The sequence below is a fragment of the Marinomonas sp. S3726 genome (genome assembly GCF_000967665.1).
In the GTDB taxonomy this organism is placed as follows: domain Bacteria; phylum Pseudomonadota; class Gammaproteobacteria; order Pseudomonadales; family Marinomonadaceae; genus Marinomonas.
In genome coordinates this window covers 140,366-159,664 of the sequence record NZ_JXYC01000011.1, presented here as the reverse complement: position 1 = coordinate 159,664, position 19,299 = coordinate 140,366, and the positions used below count along the sequence as shown (strand labels likewise).

Below are 19,299 nucleotides of genomic sequence, written 5' to 3'. Positions count from 1 at the left end.
TCAATAGGGATACGAGAAGAATCTAAGTTATGAATGCTACAAACATTCCAGCCTCAGGGCCTAAAATCGAACTTCCCAATACGGCTTATATACTGCCAGACAATATTGCTATGTGGCCTCCTGTTTGGTGGACTTGGTTAGTTGTTGGCGCTTTAGTTATTCTACTTATTAGCCTAATGACGATTAAATTCATAAGTTACAAACGCAACTTATACCGTAGGGATGCCATTAAGCTGATAGATACTTTAGAAGAGCTTGATGACGTTGCATTTCTCACTCAATGCCATCAGATTATCCGACGTTGCTTACTCACCCTTGGACGTAATGACCTAGCTTCTCTTCCAAGCCAAGACCTTTTTGATCAATTAGATCTTGGCCTTTCACCAAAATATCAGTTTAAACAACTTGGCTCAGTATTCGTAACAGGTGCTTACCAGCCAAATTTATTATTAAAAGAAGAACAGAAGGAAGAAATACTTCGACTTACCAAACACTGGTGTCGGAGGCACAGGAAGTATGCTTGAATTTATATGGCCTTGGTTTTTAATTGTTGCAATAGCCCCCTTTTTTTTAAAATTTGGTCGCCCTGCTGAGCCTGATCAAAAAGCCCTTTGGTGGCCAAATATTACCCAGTTCAACCAAACTGAAATAAGCATAAAACTTAAGCGTCAAAGCTTTTCAAAGCATTTGATTAAACTTTTTTTATGGATTTCTTGGTTGCTACTTGTTATCGCGATTGCCAGACCTGTTTGGCTTGGCGAACCTAAGGTTGTCACCCCTTCGGGTCGAGATCTACTTATTGCTTTAGATTTATCTGGCAGTATGCAAACAGCCGACATGAAGATAAATCAGCAAGCAGTTGATAGATTACAAGCCGCCAAACAAGTATTAGATAGGTTTATAAAAGAACGTAAAGGCGATCGCATTGGCATCATTGTTTTTGGCAGCAAGGCATACCTTCAAGCGCCATTAAGTTATGATTTAGACACAATTGCACAACTTGTAAATGAAACTCAAATCGGCTTTGCAGGAGAAAATACCGCTATAGGTGATGCGATTGGCCTAGGAATCAAACGCCTGGCAAACATTGATGCCGATAAACGCGTCATGATTTTAATGACAGATGGCGCTAATACAGCAGGCCGAGTAAAGCCTGATCAGGCAGCACAGTTTGCAGCTAAGCAAGGCGTTAAAATTCACACTATTGGTATTGGTGCAGAACAGATGATAAGCCAAGGTTTTTTTGGGCCAAGAGTGATTAATCCCTCTACCGACCTTGACGAGGAGTTACTTCAAAAAATAGCCGATATGACTGAAGGTCAATACTTTCGAGCAAAAAGCACCCAAGAACTTGAGTCGATTTACGCCACTTTGGATGAGTTAGAGCCCACACCAGGTGAAGATCAATGGCAAAGACCAAAGACCACGCTCTTCAATATGATTGCCCTAGGAAGCTTATTCTTTCTCTTTTTAGCGCTTTATACTCGCTGGAATGCAATTAGAAGAGGTAGTTTCTAATGACATTTTTTGATCTAATTTATTTTTCAAATCCCAATTACTTGATTCTGATTGCTTTTGTTATTTTCCTCTACATAGTGAAGAAAGAAAACAGGGTTGAGCAGAATCAGCTATCCAGCTTTATCGATGCCAAGTTACTTCGACATCTAGTGAGTGATAAATCAGGAAAACGCCTACCTAGTTGGGTTGGCATTGTGCTAGTTAGCCTGTTGATAGTTGGCATAGCCGGAATCAGCTGGGAGAAGAAGGTAGAAAAGAAATACATTACCCCAATGCAGACCATCCTCATACTTGACCAGTCCCTGTCCATGTATGCGACTGACATTAAGCCCAACCGCTTAACTCGGGTAAAACAAAAAGTACAAGACCTATTAGTTAGCATAAAAGAAGGCAACATTGCACTAACCGCTTATGCTGGCGATGCTTTTGTAATTAGTCCTTTTAGCCAAGATAAGTCGACTCTAAAACACTTCTTATTGGCCCTTGATCCACTTATCATGCCTCTCTATGGCAGCGACATTCAACAAGCTTTTAGCACCTCACTTGCTCTTATCAGCGACCCGACACAATATACAAACATCATTCTTTTTACAGATGACGTTAATGAAAGCGACTTTGCAAACATTAAACAGCAACTTTCAGGTTACAACGTAAAATTAAACATAATTGGTGTTGGTAGCAATGAAGGCGCCAACATACTACTACCAGACGGTAATACTTTACGCACTTCAGCAGGCCAAGTAATCGCGAAACTTCCTGTCAAAGAACTCAACCAGTTAGCCAGAGAGTTAGGGGCAAATTATTATTCTAGTGACCTATTACCAAGTGATATTGAAGCTATTTTATCAACTCCGATTAGCAATCAAGATAAGGCAGTAGAAGCTAAAAGCCAATCTGTTGATTGGGTCGATAAAGGGCATTGGTTTGCTCTACCTTTTCTTATCTGGCTACTCTATCAATTTAGAGCTGGTGTCATGCTAGCACTATTTGTTGCTATTTTACCTTTCTCTCCTAAAGCAGATGCAATTGGTCTTGACTGGTTTTACACCCAAGATCAAAAGGCACAAAAATTGGTTGATCAAGGAGACTGGGAATCTGCACAGGCATTATTTGAGAACCCAAAATGGCAAGCTGCCAGCCAATACGCACTAGGTAATTATGATGCCGCAGCTGAACAGCTAAACCTCTTAAACGAGCAACAAAATTCAGCGAGTCTTGAATATAATAAAGGAAATAGCCTAGCGCTTGCAGGTAACTTAGATGATGCCATTGCCTCCTATAAAAACGCGCTCAAAATTAAACCAGAATTCACAGAAGCCCAACAAAATTTAGACTATTTAGAAAAATTAAAACAAAACCAAGAGAAACAGCAAAACGAAAACAATCAACAATCTAAAGATGAAGAGCAAGAAAGTCAGGATCAAGATCAAGACTCTCAATCCAATTCTCAATCGGACCCAAGTAAAGAAAAGGATGAGCAAAATAAGCAAGAGGAAGAACAACAGCCTGAAAACTCGCCTGATCAAGATAATAAAGACGCAACAACCCAAGAGCAGCAAGAGCAAACACCACCTAAACAAGAAGACGACCCGCTCACTCCAGAAGAGCAAGTCGCTTTAAACCAGTGGATGAGGCAAATTCAAGATGACCCAGGTGGGTTACTAAAAAGAAAGTTATGGTATTTACATCAGGAAAAACGAGCAGAAAATCGCTATAGACAACAGGATGGACTCCCAATATGGTAGTAAATACATTTTTGATTTCACAGACTTTTTATAGCAAGAGTATTATGCTGCCAAAAACCGCCCTTTTAAGGGGATTAAATCTAACACTGTCTTTCATATTTTTACTTGTTAGCAGCAACCTATATGCAGCAAGCGTCACCGCGACCTTAGATAAACAAACAATTTATGAAAACGACGTAGTCCAATTAACCATTAGAACCGACTTCCCTGAAACAGGCCAAGGGCCAGATTTAAGCGTATTAAAACGGGACTTTGAAGTATTAAGCCAGAGTCAGAATAGCCAATTCCGTTTTAATCTAGGTACGAGTCAATCTCTCAGCTTTTGGGTAATTTCGCTTATGCCAAAATCGACGGGAGATTTTGTTATCCCTGCAATTCAAGTCGGTAACCTAGCTTCTGAGCCAATCAAACTGAAGGTAAAAACAGCCCAACAACTTCTGGATGAAAACGGCAACCCACCTGTCATCATTGATTTAGAGGTGTCACAAGAGCAACCTTATTTACAGCAAGAGCTTATTATTAGTTTGAAACTGTATTCCGCATTTGCTCTGCAAAATGCCAATATTTCAACTCCAAACCACCCAAATCTTTTGATCGAGAGGCTAGCTGACGACCAAATTCATTATGAAGAAGTCAACGGTACTCAATATCAGGTCATTACTCGTGATTATTTAGCTTTCCCTCAGCAAAGTGGTCAGTTAGAAATTCCTCCACAAAAAATCTCCGCAATGATTAACACCAATTTGGGGAGGCGCCTAATAAAAGCCCAGAGTAACGCGATAAAGCTTGATGTTTTACCTATTCCTGCCAGTTATCCAAGTGATGATTGGTTACCTGCAACCCAAGTTAGCTTATCAAACTCTTTATCTCCAACGGCAGATGTAAAAGTCGGCGATACACTTATTTGGGAAATTGAAGCATTTGCGAAAGGCGCCTTACCTGAACAAATGCCAGCTTTTGCTTATGCTAGCACCCGAGATTATAAGCTTTACCCTCAGCCAGCTAAATTGAGTAGCCATAAATCTGACACAGGTATCACAGGAGAACAATCTATACGCATAGAAGTTGTACCAACCATACCTGGAAAACTAATATTGCCAGAAATAGAAATTGTTTACTGGAATACAAAAACACGACAACTTGAACGCACTTACGCTGTTCCGCCTAGTGTAGAAGTTACTGGAATATCCCTTGTAGACCCCACAGGCAAAGGCAAAGCCCAGAAACTACTTGCACCTCAAACAGGATCAGTTGCCCCTATATCTTTAGCTAAGCCAGAAGAAAAAACTAAATCTGATGAAGCCGATATTTTAGAAGGTGAGGTTCAATTAACAACCCAAGAAACTGGCTCATCTTGGAGTGTAAAAAGCATCATAATAGCAATTCTATTATTCATCGCTGGAACAACCTTGATAAGTGCAACTTTTCTCATGCTGAAAAAGCGCAAAACGATTAATAGCGACAAACTAGAAGAAGTTCCAACATTACAAGTTTTCGCCCCTCTTAATACGCATGATGAAAAAACAGCATATCAAGAGCTAATCAATGCTTGTCAAAATCATGATCTAAAATCATTAAGAGGCAAATGCCTTGAGTGGGCAAGACACAGATGGGGTGAAGATAGAATAAATGGCCTTGATGATATTAAGCGTTTAAGTGAATCAAGCAGCCTAAGCCAACTTATCATGGAAGCGGAATTAATTATGTATTCCAACACAGCTGCAACAGACTGGGATGGTAGTGACCTTGCAGATGCTTTAGAAGAGTTTTATAGCGGTGAGGCTAAACCAAGCCAATCGAGTAAACTAAAAACTTTATATCCAAACTTTTAACCTAATCAGCAGCACAAATGCTTTCGTGCTGCCTAGGAGTTTATTTTGTCAAACATTTATCAATCAGGCATTACAGCAGCAGCAAACACTGATGCCCTGTTTATTACCCTTAATGTCTTGCCGCATAAAAAAAACAACATTAAATCTCAGCTTAATAGGGCGCAGTCATTAATCTTTAAATTTCAACAAACCCATGCTGCTAGCAACCCTCATGGTGTTATTGCCATTGGTAGTGAATTTTGGCAAGACATCTCCCCTAATTCTCAGCCTAAAGAATTAACCTCCTTTCCAGACATTCAATCGACTCCAGAAACGCCAGTAACACCTGTCGATCTACTTTTACACATTAGATCAAATCGACGCGATCTAACTTATTTGCTAACCAAAGAAATCATGACACTTCTATCCGGCTATGTTGAGCTGGTTGAAGAAGTTTCGTGCTTTAGATATTTAGACAGTCGAGATCTAACTGGCTTTGTTGATGGGACAGAGAACCCTGAAGGCAGCCAAAGAGCAAATGTTGCCTTGGTCAAAAAAGAAGAGGATGCAGAATATGCAAACGGCTCTTATATCCATTTACAACGCTTCGTTCACAATCTTGAAAACTGGCAAAACCTAGCAGTAAAAGAGCAAGAAGACATAATAGGCAGAACTAAACAGGATAACATTGAGTATAAAAGCGAAGATAAGCCTCTTACAGCTCATGTAAAACGCGCTTCAGCTAAAAGCAAGGATGGGCAAGGCCTAGAGATACTTCGTCACAGCATGCCTTATGCAAGCCTTTCTGAAGCAGGCTTATTATTTGCCAGTTATTGCCGTAGCCCTATTAACTTTAGCAAGATGCTAGAAAACATGATGCTAGGGGATGGATCCGGTCACACAGACAAACTCATGCAATATACCAAAGCAGTAACAGGACAAGCCTTCTTTGCCCCAAGCATTAGCTGGTTCGAACAAACTTAAGCCTAAGTACTAGATATAAAAAACCCATCATACGATGGGTTTTTTATATCTCTTAATCACTTTTTAGGAAATGATTAAATCGTTAAAAGCATACTTTCTTTTAACTAACTACCTTTCAACTACAGCAGCACTTTCTAACGCTGCTTGGTGAGCAGCAATTGTCTGAGACACACCACTTTGATTCAGATAACGCTCAATATAATCACGTTGAGCTTCATCTTCACCCGCATCACCATCCTGAACTTGCAATAAGCTGATCAATACCAGATCGCCGTCATTTAAAGCTTCAACCTTAGTTGTCGCTTCTTCGCCTTGTGGGCGCGCCATTCTGAAAACAATTTCACTGATATCATCACGACCACGACTCGCAAGTTCTACATGTGTCCAGCTAGACTTATCTTGCGCTGACATAAGAGTATCAGCTTTAAGTCTTAGACTTGCTGTAGCTTTTTCTCTAAGAAGAATTGACTGTACATCCTGCTTAGCTTCATCAAGGTTCATATCAGATTGTGCTTTATGCTCATTAATACGAACGATAGCGACCTGCTCTTCATTAAGCTCAATCAAACCACTGTTCAGCTCATCCTCAAGTAATTCAGGACTAAAAGCAGCCGCGATTGCTTGGGCATTAGATGAAATTAACTCAGCACCACCCTGTCTGCCAAACCAGTCAGAATGCATGATGTTAACATTATACTCTGAAGCCAATGTATTTAGATCGTCGCTAGCATACGCAAGATCTGTAATATCTTCCTGCGCACCAAGCAAAGCATCTTGAGCTTTACGGTCAACAATCTCTTGCTTAAGTTCTGGCTCTAGCTCAGCCAATGTTGGTGTATCAACATTACTGATCTCTCTAAGTTCAATCAAATGGAAGCCGAACTCAGTTTCAACAACGGCAGAAACTTGATCTACAACCATGCTAAATAGCACATTCTCAAACTCAGGAACCATCATACCAGGGCTTACATAACCAAGATCACCACCGTTATTTTTAGAACCTAAATCATCTGAATATTCTTTTGCCAAGACTTCAAATTTAGTACCAGAGTCAATCTTAGCTTTAATCTCTTCCGCTAAAGCTCGTGCTTGATCATCATCACGATCAGCATTAGTTTCAATCAAAATATGAGACGCTAAACGCTCTTCCTGAGGAGCCCCAGATGTAGCCGCTTGGTAAGCTTGCTCCAACTCGGTTGCGGATACACTCACTTTGTCTTGAAAATCAACAGATGAAATAATGACGTAATCTAACTTAACCTGCTCCGGGTTCTGAAAAGATTCTGTATTTTCATCGAAGTATTTCTTAATTTCAGCATCTGTTACTTGAGTAGCTTCAACTTCGTTTGCTAAAGAGAAACGAACATAGTCATAGCTACGTTGCTGATTTTGCAGCTTTAAAACCTGATCTACCTGATTCGCCAACACAAAATCAGAGCTGGATAAAGCGATACGACCTTGCTGAAGCAAGATGTCCTGTTTAATTCTTTGTTTAAATGCCAAAGGCGTGTAACCTAAGGTTTGAATAAAGTTAAGATACTTATTCTGATCAAACTGACCATCAGTTTGGAACTGCTCAGCCTGAACAAGGTATTGATCAACTTGCGCATCTGACACAGCTAAATTCATTTCATTAGCGTTATTTGTCAAAACAGCTCTTTGAATAAGCTCTTCCAATGCACGACGTTGTAATAGTGTATCTTCCAATAATGCAGGGTCAATTTGACCACCCATCATTGAAATCAATTGACGTCTTTGTATTTCTGCAGATTGTAACAATTCAGTTCTTGTTATCTCTACGCCATCTACTTCAGCTACCGTATCTGATGTAGTAAAACCTGTTACAAGCGCATCCACCCCAAACAGAGCGAAAGTCACTACGATAAAACCTATGATTATCTTTACGACAATACCTTGTGACTTATCTCTTATATCTTGGAGCATGTTGCCTCCGTGTTAAGTTATGACTATATAAAAAAGGGTGTACTCCTGGTAAGGAGCACACCCTTTCGTTTAATGGCGGAACAGACGAGACTCGAACTCGCGACCCCCTGCGTGACAGGCAGGTATTCTAACCAACTGAACTACTGCTCCTAAAACTCACTTAGTTAACTGAGTCTTTAAGGCCTTTACCCGCTTTAAAACCAGGAACTTTAGCCGCTTTAATAGCAATTTCTTCGCCAGTTTGTGGATTACGACCAGTACGAGCAGCACGATCTTTAACTGCAAATGTACCAAAGCCAACTAGTGTTACTTGGTCGCCTTTAGCTAGTGCGCCAGTGATTGCTTCAAGTGTTGCGTCTAGAGCATTACCTGCAGCCGCTTTTGAAAGATCAGCAGATGCTGCAATTGCATCAATAAGTTCAGATTTATTCACGTTGTACCCCTTCAGTATTCTCGTGGTTCCTTAGTATTATTATCAGCATACTAATGCTGTAAGGTTGAGCATTTATACAAGCCCAACCCACTCCATGTCAATACAGAGTTTGACCTAATGATGACTCACAGCTTCTTGTTCATCAACAGTTTTTTCAGCCTTTGAAGGACTTTCTGCTGTTTTTGGTGAAGGAATATACTCTAAAGCCACATCCAGCACCTCATCGATCCACTTAACTGGCACTATTTCGATATCAGACTTAATATTATCCGGAATCTCTTTTAAATCACGAGTATTTTCGTGAGGAATAATAACGGTCTTAATACCGCCTCTATGCGCAGCTAAGAGCTTCTCTTTAAGCCCTCCTATTGGTAAGACCTCACCACGAAGTGTAATCTCACCAGTCATGGCTACAGAGGCCTTCACAGGGACTTTAGCAAGCACTGACACAATCGCTGTACACATTGCTATACCTGCACTTGGGCCATCTTTAGGAGTCGCTCCTTCAGGCACATGCACATGCAAATCGACTTTCTCATGAAAGTCCTCTGCAATCCCTAAACCTAATGCTCGACTACGAACAACAGTTAATGCAGCTTGAATAGATTCTTGCATCACATCACCCAAAGAACCCGTCTTAACATGGCGTCCTTTACCCGCCATTCCAGCAGCCTCAATTGTAAGCAATTCACCACCAACTGAGGTCCAAGCTAAGCCTGTTACTTGGCCAATTTGGTTCTTATCCTCTGCTTTTCCGTAGCTAAAGCGCTTCACACCAGAAAAGTCTTCTAGGTTGTCTTTAGTCACAGAAATTGCATTTTTATTTTTGTTTAAAGCCTGTTGTTTCACAACACGGCGACAAACTTTGCTTAATTCTCGCTCTAATCCTCGCACACCAGCTTCCTTGGTGTAGTAACGAATTAGGTCCATTAAAGCCTCATCTGAGACCTCAATTTCATGATTTTTTAAGCCTGCCAATTTAATTTGTTTAGGCAGTAAATATCTTAATGCTATGTTTAATTTCTCATCCTCGGTATAACCAGGAATACGAATAACTTCCATACGATCCAACAATGGACCAGGAATATTCATACTGTTAGATGTACAAATAAACATCACATCTGACAAGTCATAATCAACTTCTAAGTAGTGATCATTAAAGGTGTGATTTTGCTCAGGATCTAACACTTCTAGTAAAGCTGATGCAGGGTCACCACGTTGATCCATACCCATTTTGTCAATTTCATCTAACAGGAACAGAGGGTTTTTCACTTTTACTTTAGCTAACTTCTGCAAAAGTTTACCCGGCATAGAGCCAATATAAGTACGTCTATGACCACGAATTTCAGCTTCATCACGCACACCACCAAGTGACATACGCACATACTTACGGTTAACTGCCTTAGCAATTGACTGCCCTAATGATGTCTTACCAACACCTGGAGGCCCCACTAGACAAAGCACAGGCCCTTTTACCTTTTTAACCCTTTGTTGAACTGCCAAGAACTCTAAAATACGCTCTTTCACGTCCTCAAGGCCATAATGGTCTTGATTCAAAACTTTCTCAGCATAAGCAAGATCATTTCTTACCTTACTTCTCTGTTTCCAAGGTAAAGATAGAAGCCAATCAATATAACCACGAACAACAGTTGCTTCAGCTGACATAGGCGACATCATTCGTAGCTTTTTAAGCTCTGCATCGGCCTTTTCCACAGCCTCTTTACTCATGCCTGATTCTTGAATTTTATCTTGCAGTATATCTAGCTCATTACTACCTTCATCCATGTCACCAAGTTCTTTTTGAATCGCCTTCATCTGCTCATTCAAATAGTACTCACGCTGACTTTTTTCCATCTGTTTTTTCACGCGGCTACGAATACTCTTTTCAAGATGGGCAATATCAAGTTCACCATCCATTAAAGCGATTAGGTATTCACCACGTTCGATTAAAGAGGCAGCCTCAAGTAATTGCTGTTTATCTTCAAGCTTAAGGCTCATATGGCCTGCAATACTGTCAATCAAAGAGCCCAGCTCTTCAATTGCTTTAACAGAGGTAACAACTTCACTTGGTATCTTCTTGCTACCAGAGACATACTCATCAAGCTGCTTTAATAAAGCCGCACGCATAGGACCATAATCAGTGCCAGCCTCCTCAACAGCTTCCTCCATTGGAATGACTTTCGCATTAACCAACTCACCTTCATCTTCAAGGCTGGATAGCTTTGCTCTTACACCACCTTCCACTAATACTTTTACTGTGCCATCAGGAAGACGTAAAAGCTGCATCACCTTCGCTGTGGTGCCTATCTCATACAAATCTTCTTTCTCAGGGTTATCTTTAGAAGCATCTTGCTGAGCAACAAGAAAGACATGCTTGTCATTTTCCATTGCTTTCTCTAAAGCTGCGATAGATTTAGCCCGCCCGACAAACAAAGGCAATACCATGTGTGGATAAACAACCACATCACGTAAAGGCAACATTGGTAAAGTTAACATTTCAGACATAATAGGTTCCAATTAGTGCGCATAAATATAAAGGCGCTTATATCAAGTTATCCAGAAGACATAAGGGCAGGATGTAAAAAAACAAGCTCTTAAGGATGACAAATGTAAAATGCATTAATTTAATATAGTAAAGAATACTAGATTGACTGACATAGCGCTTATTGTAAAGTGCATAACCTCACTCCATAAACAAAAAAAAGGCCATACAATAAAGTATGACCTTTTCTTAAAACTCGAACAAAAACAGTATAATAAAAGCTAAATTAGCTCATTAGTTATTAACCGCTTCGTCTCCTTTCTCTAATACCATAAGCGGCGCAGCTTCTCCTTTCATAGAGTTTGCATCCATAACTACTTTTGCTACGTCACCACGTGACGGCAAGTCATACATACAATCTAATAAAGCAGACTCTAGGATACTTCTCAATCCACGTGCACCCGTTTTACGCTCAAGCGCTAACTCAGCGGCTGCTTGCAAAGATTCTGTTGTAAACTCAAGCTCAACACCCTCTAATTCAAACAAGTGTTGATACTGCTTAGTTAAAGCATTTTTTGGCTCACTCAGAATAGTGATAAGTGCAACTTCATCCAGTTCAGCTAGAGTAGCCACCACAGGCAAACGACCAACAAACTCAGGAATCAAACCAAACTTAACTAAATCTTCAGTTTCAACATTATGAACAGTTTCAGAGAAAACTTTATCTTCTTCTTTACTCTTCACAACGGCCGAGAAACCAATACTACCTTTTTCTGTTCTATCACTAATAACACGATCAAGACCGGCAAAAGCACCACCACAAATAAACAAGATATTTGAGGTATCTACTTGCAAGAACTCCTGCTGAGGATGTTTACGTCCACCTTGAGGAGGTACAGATGCAACCGTACCTTCAATCAGCTTAAGTAATGCTTGCTGCACACCTTCACCTGACACATCACGCGTTATTGAAGGGTTATCTGATTTACGTGAAATTTTATCTATCTCATCAATGTAAACAATACCACGCTGGGCTTTCTCAACATCGTAATCGCATTTTTGCAATAGCTTCTGAATGATGTTTTCAACATCTTCACCCACATAACCCGCTTCAGTCAGAGTGGTTGCATCAGCAATAGTGAATGGAACATCCAATACGCGAGCTAAAGTTTGTGCCAATAGCGTTTTACCACTACCAGTTGGACCTATAAGCAAAATATTACTCTTACCTAACTCCACTCCATCAGTCTTACCTTGATGCTTTAAGCGCTTATAGTGATTATAAACCGCTACCGCTAAAACACGCTTAGCCTTCTCTTGACCAATTACATATTCATCAAGGGCAAACTTAAGTTTAGCCGGTGCTGGCAACTCATCACTTTCTTCACTCGTCTCTTCACCTTGCAGTAGCTCTTGCGTGATGATGTTATTACATAAATCAACACACTCATTGCAAATATACACTGAAGGACCAGCGATTAACTTTTTAACTTCATCCTGGCTTTTACCACAGAAAGAACAATACAAAAGTCGATCGGAATGCTCTCCTCGACTGAACTTATCGTCTGACATTAAAATTCACCAATTAAACTTCGCGTTTTAACAATATATCGTCAATCAAACCATATTCTTTTGCTGCAGCCGGATCCATAAAGTTATCACGATCTGTATCTTCAGCAACTTCTTCAATAGGTTTACCTGTATGGAATGAAATAATTTCATTCAACCTATGTTTAATACTTAGGATTTCACGAGTATGAATCTCTATATCAGAAGCTTGCCCCTGATAACCACCTAAAGGCTGGTGAATCATAACGCGTGAATTAGGTAAGCAATAACGCTTACCAGCAGCTCCTGCTGTTAACAACAAGGCCCCCATACTTGCAGCCTGACCAATACACATAGTACTGACATCTGGCTTAATAAACTGCATTGTATCGTAAATAGACATTCCTGCTGTCACAGAGCCACCAGGAGAGTTTATGTATAAATGAATGTCCTTATCTGGGTTCTCAGACTCTAAAAATAATAGCTGAGCCACAACTAAATTAGCCATGTGGTCTTCTACTTGACCAACCAGAAATATAACGCGTTCTTTCAGTAAGCGCGAATAAATATCAAAAGAGCGCTCACCACGAGCAGTTTGCTCTATCACCATAGGCACGAGGCCTGAACTTGTAATTGCAACAGGACCAGTAGTTGGGTTCGTCAAATTCATATTCCATTCCTTAAAACAAAAAAGCCGACATAGCATGAGCTATGTCGGCCTTAATTAGAAAGATAAGAGTTATCTTATGCTTCTTCGCCTTCCTCTACTTCAGCAGTAGCAGGAGCGTTTGGCTTAATAGCGTCTTCATAACCCAAAGTAATTTCAGTAACTTGAGCAGATTCTAGCAGTTTATCAACAACTTGCTCTTCAAGTACAGCAGATTGAACTTGAGACAGTTGCTCTTTGTTCTTCAAGTAGAAATCGATAACTTGCTGTGGCTCTTGGTAAGCTTGCGCCATATCTTCCAAGAAAGCACGAACACGGTCGTCTTCAACTTTAATGTCGTTAACTTTAACAACTTCTGAAATTAGTAGACCAAGTTTAGCGCGTTTGCTAGCTTCTTCTTGGAATAACTCACCTGGAAGTTGAGAAGCATCAAAGCCTTCACCACCGAACTGTTGAGCAGCTTGCTTACGCAATACATCGATCTCTTGATCAACAACAGTTTGAGGCACTTCAATTGGGTTTAGTTCAACCAATGAATCAAATAAGCCAGTTTTTAGCTTACCTTTGATCGCTTGGTTCAGTTCGCGTTCCATATTCTTACGTACTTCAGCACGTAGCGCGTCAAGAGTGCCTTCAGCTAAGCCAAATTTCTCAACAAAAGCATCGTCTAGCTCAGGAAGAACTTGCTCTGCAACTTCAGTCACAGTAATTTTGAAGCTAGCTTCCTGACCTTTTAAGTTTTCAGCTTGATAATCTTCTGGGAAGGTAACAGAGATTGTTTTCTCTTCACCCGCTTTAGCACCTAGAATGCCATCTTCAAATCCTGGAATCATAGTACCAGAACCTAGAACTAGTTTATGGCCTTCAGCAGCACCGCCTTCAAATGCCTCATCACCTAGGTAACCAACAAAGTCAATTACAACTTGGTCACCGTCAGCAGCTTCACGCTCAACAGGGTTCCATTCAGAATTCTGCTTACGCAATGTTTCTAGCATAGTATCTAGATCAGCATCAGTCACTTCTGAAAGAACGCGCTCTGCAGATACTTTTGTTAGATCATTTAATTCGATTGTAGGATAAACTTCTACTTTCGCAACGAATTCAAGGTCAACACCTTCTTCCATCTTCTTAGGCTCGATTGAAGGCATACCTGCTGGTTGTAATTCTTCTTTTTGAACTGCTTCAACATATGCATCACGCATAATTTGCTCAACAGCTTCTAGACGAATACCTTGACCGTAACGTTTTTTAACAACGCTTACTGGCACTTTACCTTTACGGAAGCCATCGATACGAACAGTTTTCGCAGTTTTAGCAACTTCTGCGCTTACTTTTTCTTCGATACGAGCAGCAGGAACACTAATAGTAAGTACGCGTTCAATTGTCGATGTTGTCTCTACGGAAACTTGCATATAACTCCCCTTGGGAACCTTGCTATCCTTGTCGAATATCAATTAAAGATATCGATATACAAGCAACTTTTGACAGCAAAGCTTAAAAAATTAAGTTGATTATTAACAATGAGATGAATGGCGCGCCTGAAGGGATTCGAACCCCTGGCCCTCCGCTTAGAAGGCGGATGCTCTATCCAACTGAGCTACAGGCGCATTACTCATTGCTTTTTCGTGGTGGGCTATTATAGGGAAGCTAACGCCTGCGTCAACAGGGTCTCTATAAAAAGCTAGACATTTTAAGCCAAAAACACGGATAAGTCCGCTAGGCATGGTTGTTTTTTGTTCAAAACGTGTTTTTGAATTAAAAACAACCGTAAAAATACCGCTAAAAAGAATGCGAAGGATAATACAAGAAGCTTATACTTGGCGCAACGTTTGCCACCTTAAATACAAATAAAAAAGCAAATAAAATCATAAATATGCAGTTTATTTTTCTGTTTTATATAAGATCAAAGAAAGACTGTTTAAAAGTTAATCACTAGGACGATTTAAATTTATGCTGCACTTTTTACAGAGCACAGTTTTTCTTCAACTAAAACTAAGCTTGCAACTCTATCGACAAGCCAATGCCTCACTAAGGGTATACCAACTAACGCTAGCAAGTTTATTAGCTGCAGTTCCTATTATCACCATAATCCTAGGTATTCTAGGCTTCACATCAACACTTAAAACGATGCAAGTTAACATCATAATTTTTTTACAGTCTCATTTAGCTCCAGGAAGTAGCGATATTTTACTACCTTATCTAATTAGCTTTTCAGAACAGGCAAAAAACCTTCCTATTCTAGGGTTAATTATTCTTATTCTTACTGCGCTTTTTTTATTGAATAGCTGTGAACAAGCAATTCAATCCATATGGCAAATCAAATCAAACAGAAACCTCAAAGAGAGGCTCTTGACCTATTGGGCCATGCTTACATTAGGTCCAATTCTATTAGGATTAGGACTCAGCATTTATGCCGCCCTACTCACATTAAAGTGGCAAGGTGTTCAGATTGCTGACTTCCTTACCCATTTGGCAAGCTTGAGTTCTTACATTTTATATTTTTTATTACTCTTCACTTTCAACTACCTAACACCAAACATTAATACTCAAATTAAACCAACTTTAATCGCTACCTTAATAGGAACAGGCTTTCTCTCCTTAAATAACTATATCTTTAGCTCTTTCGCTCAACTCTTTGCTAACTACCAAATTATTTACGGCGCATTTGCAGCCTTACCAACACTCATTATTTGGTTGCAAGTTAGCTGGACCATAATCCTAGTTTCAGCAAGTTTAAATGCGGCGCTACACCAACAAAGCCTTAGCAAAGACTCTCGCATACTGTAAACTTTGCTTAAACCAACAGAGTCAGTTTTAAATGAAGACAAAAATCGAACAATTAAATAAAGTTTTAGATGAAGCAGATTGCCTTGTTTCAGAAGATCAACTGAATGGCATTTTGGATAAAATGGCTGCAAACATAACCAAGGACTTAAACGACAAACTGCCACTTGTTGTTTGCGTCATGAATGGTGCCTTAGTACCAGGCTCAGCACTTTTACAAAGACTACATTTTCCATTAGAAATAGATTTCATTCATGCCACTCGTTACGGTATGGAGACACAAGGCGATGCCCTCAAATGGCTTTGTTATCCTCAGTCAGAACTAGAAGAAAGGGAAATCTTAGTCATTGATGATATTTTTGATCAAGGCCACACCTTAAAATCAATCATCGATTGGTTTAAAAACCATGGAGCAGCAAAAGTATATAGCGCGACTATCATTAACAAATTACATGATAGAAAAGTTGAAATGAGACCTGACTATGTCGGCATTGATGTAGACGATAGATTCTTATTTGGCTATGGCATGGACTACAAAGGCTTCTTCCGTAACCTTCCAGGTATTTATGCGGTAAAAGGCAGCTAAGAGATATTATATTGCCAGCTAAAGGCAGCAATAAAAAAAGCGCCAATAGGCGCTTTTTTTTTATTACTTAACTAAATTTAACTAAGCTTCTTAAAAAACTCGGTTAAACCCATTCAGTGCAGCAACACGATATGCTTCTGCCATAGTTGGGTAGTTAAATGTCGTATTCAAGAAGTATTTAAGAGAGTTAGCCTCCCCTTTTTGCTTCATAATAGCTTGGCCGATATGCACGATTTCAGATGCTTGGTCACCAAAGCAGTGAATACCCAATAGTTCAAGCGTTTCACGATGGAATAAAATCTTCAACATACCAACACCTTCGTTGGTAATTTGTGCTCGCGCAGTATGCTTAAAGAAAGCCCTACCTACTTCATAAGGTACTTTTTCAGCCGTCAACTCGGCTTCATTTTTACCAATAGAACTAATCTCAGGAATCGTATAAATCCCCGTCGGAACCTCACTAATAAAGTGACCGCCTTCTAAACCATACATATTAGCAGCAACTGAGCGCCCCTGATCATAAGCAGCACTAGCGAGACTTGGCCAACCAATTACATCACCTGCAGCATAAATATGCTCAACAGAAGTCTGATAACTATCTTTTACTGCTAACTGTCCACGACTGTTAGCTTCAATACCAACATCTTCAAGACCCATTCCATCGGTATTACCTGAGCGACCATTACAGAACAAGAAGGCATCAGCACGCATTTTCTTGCCTGAATTTAGGTGCATAACCACACCGCGCTCAGTACTTTCAATTCTTTCGTAAGACTCATTATGACGAATCAATACACCGTTATCACGCAGGTGATAACTTAGCGCATCTGTAATTTCATCATCAAGGAAGCTAAGAAGTTTAGGACCAGGGTTAATTAACTCTACTCTTACACCCAAACCACAAAAGATAGAAGCATATTCACAACCGATTACCCCAGCACCATAAATAATAATGGTTCGTGGAGTATGACTTAGGCTCAAAATTGTATCTGAGCAATAAATTCTTGGGTGGTCAAAATCAATATCAGCAGGACGATAAGGCCTTGAGCCAGTTGCAATAACTATCTTTTCTGCACCTAGAAGCTCAGGTCCTTGCTCAGTTGCAACTTCAATCGTATTTGGTCCCTTAAACTTACCACGACCAAAGTAAATATCGATTCTATTTCGGGCATAATATTCTGTACGGCTTTTTACTTGCTTACCGATTACATTGTTAGCTCGCTTAAGTACTTTTGGAAATGAGAACCAACGAGGCTCACCAATATCACGGAACATGGGGTTAGTATTAAATACAATAATCTCTTTAACCGCATGCCTAAGTGCTTTTGAAGGAATTGTACCTAAATGAGTACAACTACCTCCCACTTGATCGCTTGCTTCAACAACGGCAACTCGCTTACCTGCCTTTGCTGCGTTCATCGCAGCAGCTTCCCCCGCAGGACCAGTACCTAAAACCACGACATCATAATGCCTAGTTGTCATAGTATCCCCTTATCTTTATTTACTTAGACGCATCGTAAAACTGATCATCAGACTGAACAGTTGCAGCTACACTCTTATTTTCTTCGTCACACTTTCCTTTGTCGCCACCGCAAATATCACAGGCAACTTCCATACCCAATGCGCTCATGCCTCCGCATGAACCTGAAATAGGCTTACGCCCCATCAGTACACCAACTGCCATTGCAGTAACAAGTAGCAACATAACGACAAATGCCAACACGATAGTAAGCATAGAATCACCTCACATTTCTTAAATTAATAAACTTATTGGACGCCTAAATAAGGTTCAAACGCCTTTGAATACTGTTCTATAAAACCTAAATCTTCTTTTACCAACATATAAACAGCAAGCCCGTTATCTTCTGCAAACGCCAAGCCTTTCTCAGGCCCTAATACAGTTATCGCTGTTGCAAAACCATCTGCTAATGTGGCATTTTTTTCTATTACTGTAACAGATACCAACCTATGAGTTATTGGTTTACCTGTTTTAGGGTTAATAGTATGCGAATAACGCACACCATTTCTTTCAAAATAATTACGATAGTCACCAGAAGTTGCTATTGCAACATCAGCCAGCTCAACGACTTTTTGCGCAACACTATGGCCACCATTAGGACTCTCTACTGCCACACGCCAAGGTTCGCCATCAGGCTTAGCCCCCTTAGCAACAATTTCACCGCCAACTTCAACTAAGTAGGATTCAATTCCAAGCTGTTCAAGTTTTTGTGCAACTGCATCAACACCATACCCTTTAGCAATTGATGATAAATCAATATAAATATCTTTTTCTTTTACTAATGTCTGATCAGACAAGTTAATTGCTGCAAAGTCCACTTGCTGTTTAGCTAGAACAATATCTCTTGCGCTAGGAACTGTATCTGTTTTCTTACCTGGGCCAAACCCCCACAAATTAACTAAAGGCCCTACAGTGACATCATATTCACCCTTAGACATTTTACTAATCATAAGCGCCTGATCGATAACATAAGCCAAATCAGTTGAAACTTTCACTTCTGTATTTACAGCTGTTTGATTTAATCGTGAAAGCTCTGATTGTGAGTCATAAGTAGACATGAGTTCATTAATACGAACTAAAACTGCATCTACATCATCTTTGTATTGCCATGCGGAGTCCATATTCTCATTGGTATAGAATTTTACCGTATAAGTGGTTCCCATAGTAGGACCAGAAAAACTGACCAATTCAGGCGTAAAGGAAAACAGTCTGATCAAGAAAGCTAAAACTAAGACAGCACCAGCAATTAAGATAATTTTTTTAGGCATAAATTTTATT

Annotated in this window: 16 protein-coding genes and 2 tRNA genes; 7 read left to right on the top strand and 11 right to left on the bottom strand. The window is 40.0% G+C overall.

Features of this window, described 5'->3' with window-relative positions; genetic code table 11:
• Window positions 1-29 precede the first annotated feature (29 nt).
• The 5 genes from TW85_RS10155 to TW85_RS10135 are packed head-to-tail and all read left to right on the top strand — an operon-like array spanning window position 30 to window position 6,058.
• A complete protein-coding gene (locus TW85_RS10155) occupies window positions 30-524 on the top strand; it encodes a DUF4381 domain-containing protein (protein ID WP_046016997.1) in 495 nt (164 codons plus the stop codon).
• Window positions 517-1,518 carry a VWA domain-containing protein gene (locus tag TW85_RS10150; RefSeq protein WP_046016996.1) on the top strand — a complete coding sequence of 334 codons (1,002 nt, stop codon included), beginning with the start codon at window positions 517-519 and terminating at the stop codon, window positions 1,516-1,518. Before TW85_RS10155 ends, TW85_RS10150 begins: the two co-directional genes overlap by 8 nt.
• Entirely contained in the window at window positions 1,518-3,263 is a 1,746-nt protein-coding gene (locus TW85_RS10145; RefSeq protein WP_046016995.1) for a VWA domain-containing protein, read from the top strand. Before TW85_RS10150 ends, TW85_RS10145 begins: the two co-directional genes overlap by 1 nt.
• A 44-nt stretch (window positions 3,264-3,307) precedes the next feature.
• On the top strand, window positions 3,308-5,095 hold the full coding sequence (locus TW85_RS10140; protein WP_238326197.1) for a BatD family protein: 1,788 nt from the start codon (window positions 3,308-3,310) through the stop codon (window positions 5,093-5,095).
• A 45-nt stretch (window positions 5,096-5,140) separates the two neighbouring features.
• Entirely contained in the window at window positions 5,141-6,058 is a 918-nt protein-coding gene (locus TW85_RS10135; RefSeq protein ID WP_046016993.1) for a Dyp-type peroxidase, read from the top strand.
• Between the two features lie 108 nt (window positions 6,059-6,166).
• On the opposite strand, the gene TW85_RS10130 is transcribed toward TW85_RS10135, so the two are convergent.
• From TW85_RS10130 to TW85_RS10095, 8 genes are all read right to left on the bottom strand, one after another.
• A complete protein-coding gene (locus TW85_RS10130) occupies window positions 6,167-8,002 on the bottom strand; it encodes a SurA N-terminal domain-containing protein (RefSeq protein WP_046016992.1) in 1,836 nt (611 codons plus the stop codon).
• 73 nt (window positions 8,003-8,075) lie between these two features.
• A tRNA-Asp gene (locus tag TW85_RS10125) sits at window positions 8,076-8,152 on the bottom strand.
• A gap of 10 nt (window positions 8,153-8,162) precedes the next feature.
• A complete protein-coding gene (locus tag TW85_RS10120) occupies window positions 8,163-8,450 on the bottom strand; it encodes an HU family DNA-binding protein (RefSeq protein WP_269447904.1) in 288 nt (95 codons plus the stop codon).
• Between the two features lie 99 nt (window positions 8,451-8,549).
• Window positions 8,550-10,940, bottom strand: coding sequence for an endopeptidase La (gene lon, locus TW85_RS10115; protein ID WP_046016991.1), 2,391 nt, complete (start codon window positions 10,938-10,940; stop codon window positions 8,550-8,552).
• 271 nt (window positions 10,941-11,211) lie between these two features.
• Window positions 11,212-12,489 carry an ATP-dependent protease ATP-binding subunit ClpX gene (gene clpX, locus TW85_RS10110; RefSeq protein WP_046016990.1) on the bottom strand — a complete coding sequence of 426 codons (1,278 nt, stop codon included), beginning with the start codon at window positions 12,487-12,489 and terminating at the stop codon, window positions 11,212-11,214.
• Between the two features lie 13 nt (window positions 12,490-12,502).
• Complete coding sequence (gene clpP, locus TW85_RS10105; RefSeq protein ID WP_046016989.1) at window positions 12,503-13,135, bottom strand: ATP-dependent Clp endopeptidase proteolytic subunit ClpP; 633 nt, start codon at window positions 13,133-13,135, stop codon at window positions 12,503-12,505.
• A gap of 74 nt (window positions 13,136-13,209) precedes the next feature.
• A complete protein-coding gene (gene tig / locus TW85_RS10100) occupies window positions 13,210-14,544 on the bottom strand; it encodes a trigger factor (protein WP_046016988.1) in 1,335 nt (444 codons plus the stop codon).
• Window positions 14,545-14,662: 118 nt separating this feature from the next.
• Window positions 14,663-14,739: transfer RNA gene (locus TW85_RS10095), tRNA-Arg, on the bottom strand.
• A gap of 343 nt (window positions 14,740-15,082) precedes the next feature.
• Between TW85_RS10095 and TW85_RS10090 the strand changes: the two genes are divergently transcribed.
• On the top strand, window positions 15,083-15,919 hold the full coding sequence (locus TW85_RS10090; RefSeq protein WP_046016987.1) for a YihY family inner membrane protein: 837 nt from the start codon (window positions 15,083-15,085) through the stop codon (window positions 15,917-15,919).
• Window positions 15,920-15,950: 31 nt separating this feature from the next.
• Window positions 15,951-16,502, top strand: coding sequence for a hypoxanthine-guanine phosphoribosyltransferase (locus tag TW85_RS10085; RefSeq protein ID WP_046016986.1), 552 nt, complete (start codon window positions 15,951-15,953; stop codon window positions 16,500-16,502).
• A gap of 90 nt (window positions 16,503-16,592) precedes the next feature.
• Here TW85_RS10085 and sthA read toward each other — a convergent pair whose 3' ends face one another.
• Genes sthA through TW85_RS10070 form a run of 3 tightly spaced genes read right to left on the bottom strand, consistent with a single transcriptional unit; the run spans window position 16,593 to window position 19,289 of the window.
• Window positions 16,593-17,984, bottom strand: coding sequence for a Si-specific NAD(P)(+) transhydrogenase (sthA, locus tag TW85_RS10080; RefSeq protein ID WP_046016985.1), 1,392 nt, complete (start codon window positions 17,982-17,984; stop codon window positions 16,593-16,595).
• A 19-nt stretch (window positions 17,985-18,003) separates the two neighbouring features.
• A complete protein-coding gene (nqrM, locus tag TW85_RS10075; RefSeq protein ID WP_009833704.1) occupies window positions 18,004-18,237 on the bottom strand; it encodes a (Na+)-NQR maturation NqrM in 234 nt (77 codons plus the stop codon).
• 32 nt (window positions 18,238-18,269) lie between these two features.
• Complete coding sequence (locus tag TW85_RS10070) at window positions 18,270-19,289, bottom strand: FAD:protein FMN transferase (protein WP_046016984.1); 1,020 nt, start codon at window positions 19,287-19,289, stop codon at window positions 18,270-18,272.
• Between the last annotated feature and the right edge of the window lie 10 nt (window positions 19,290-19,299).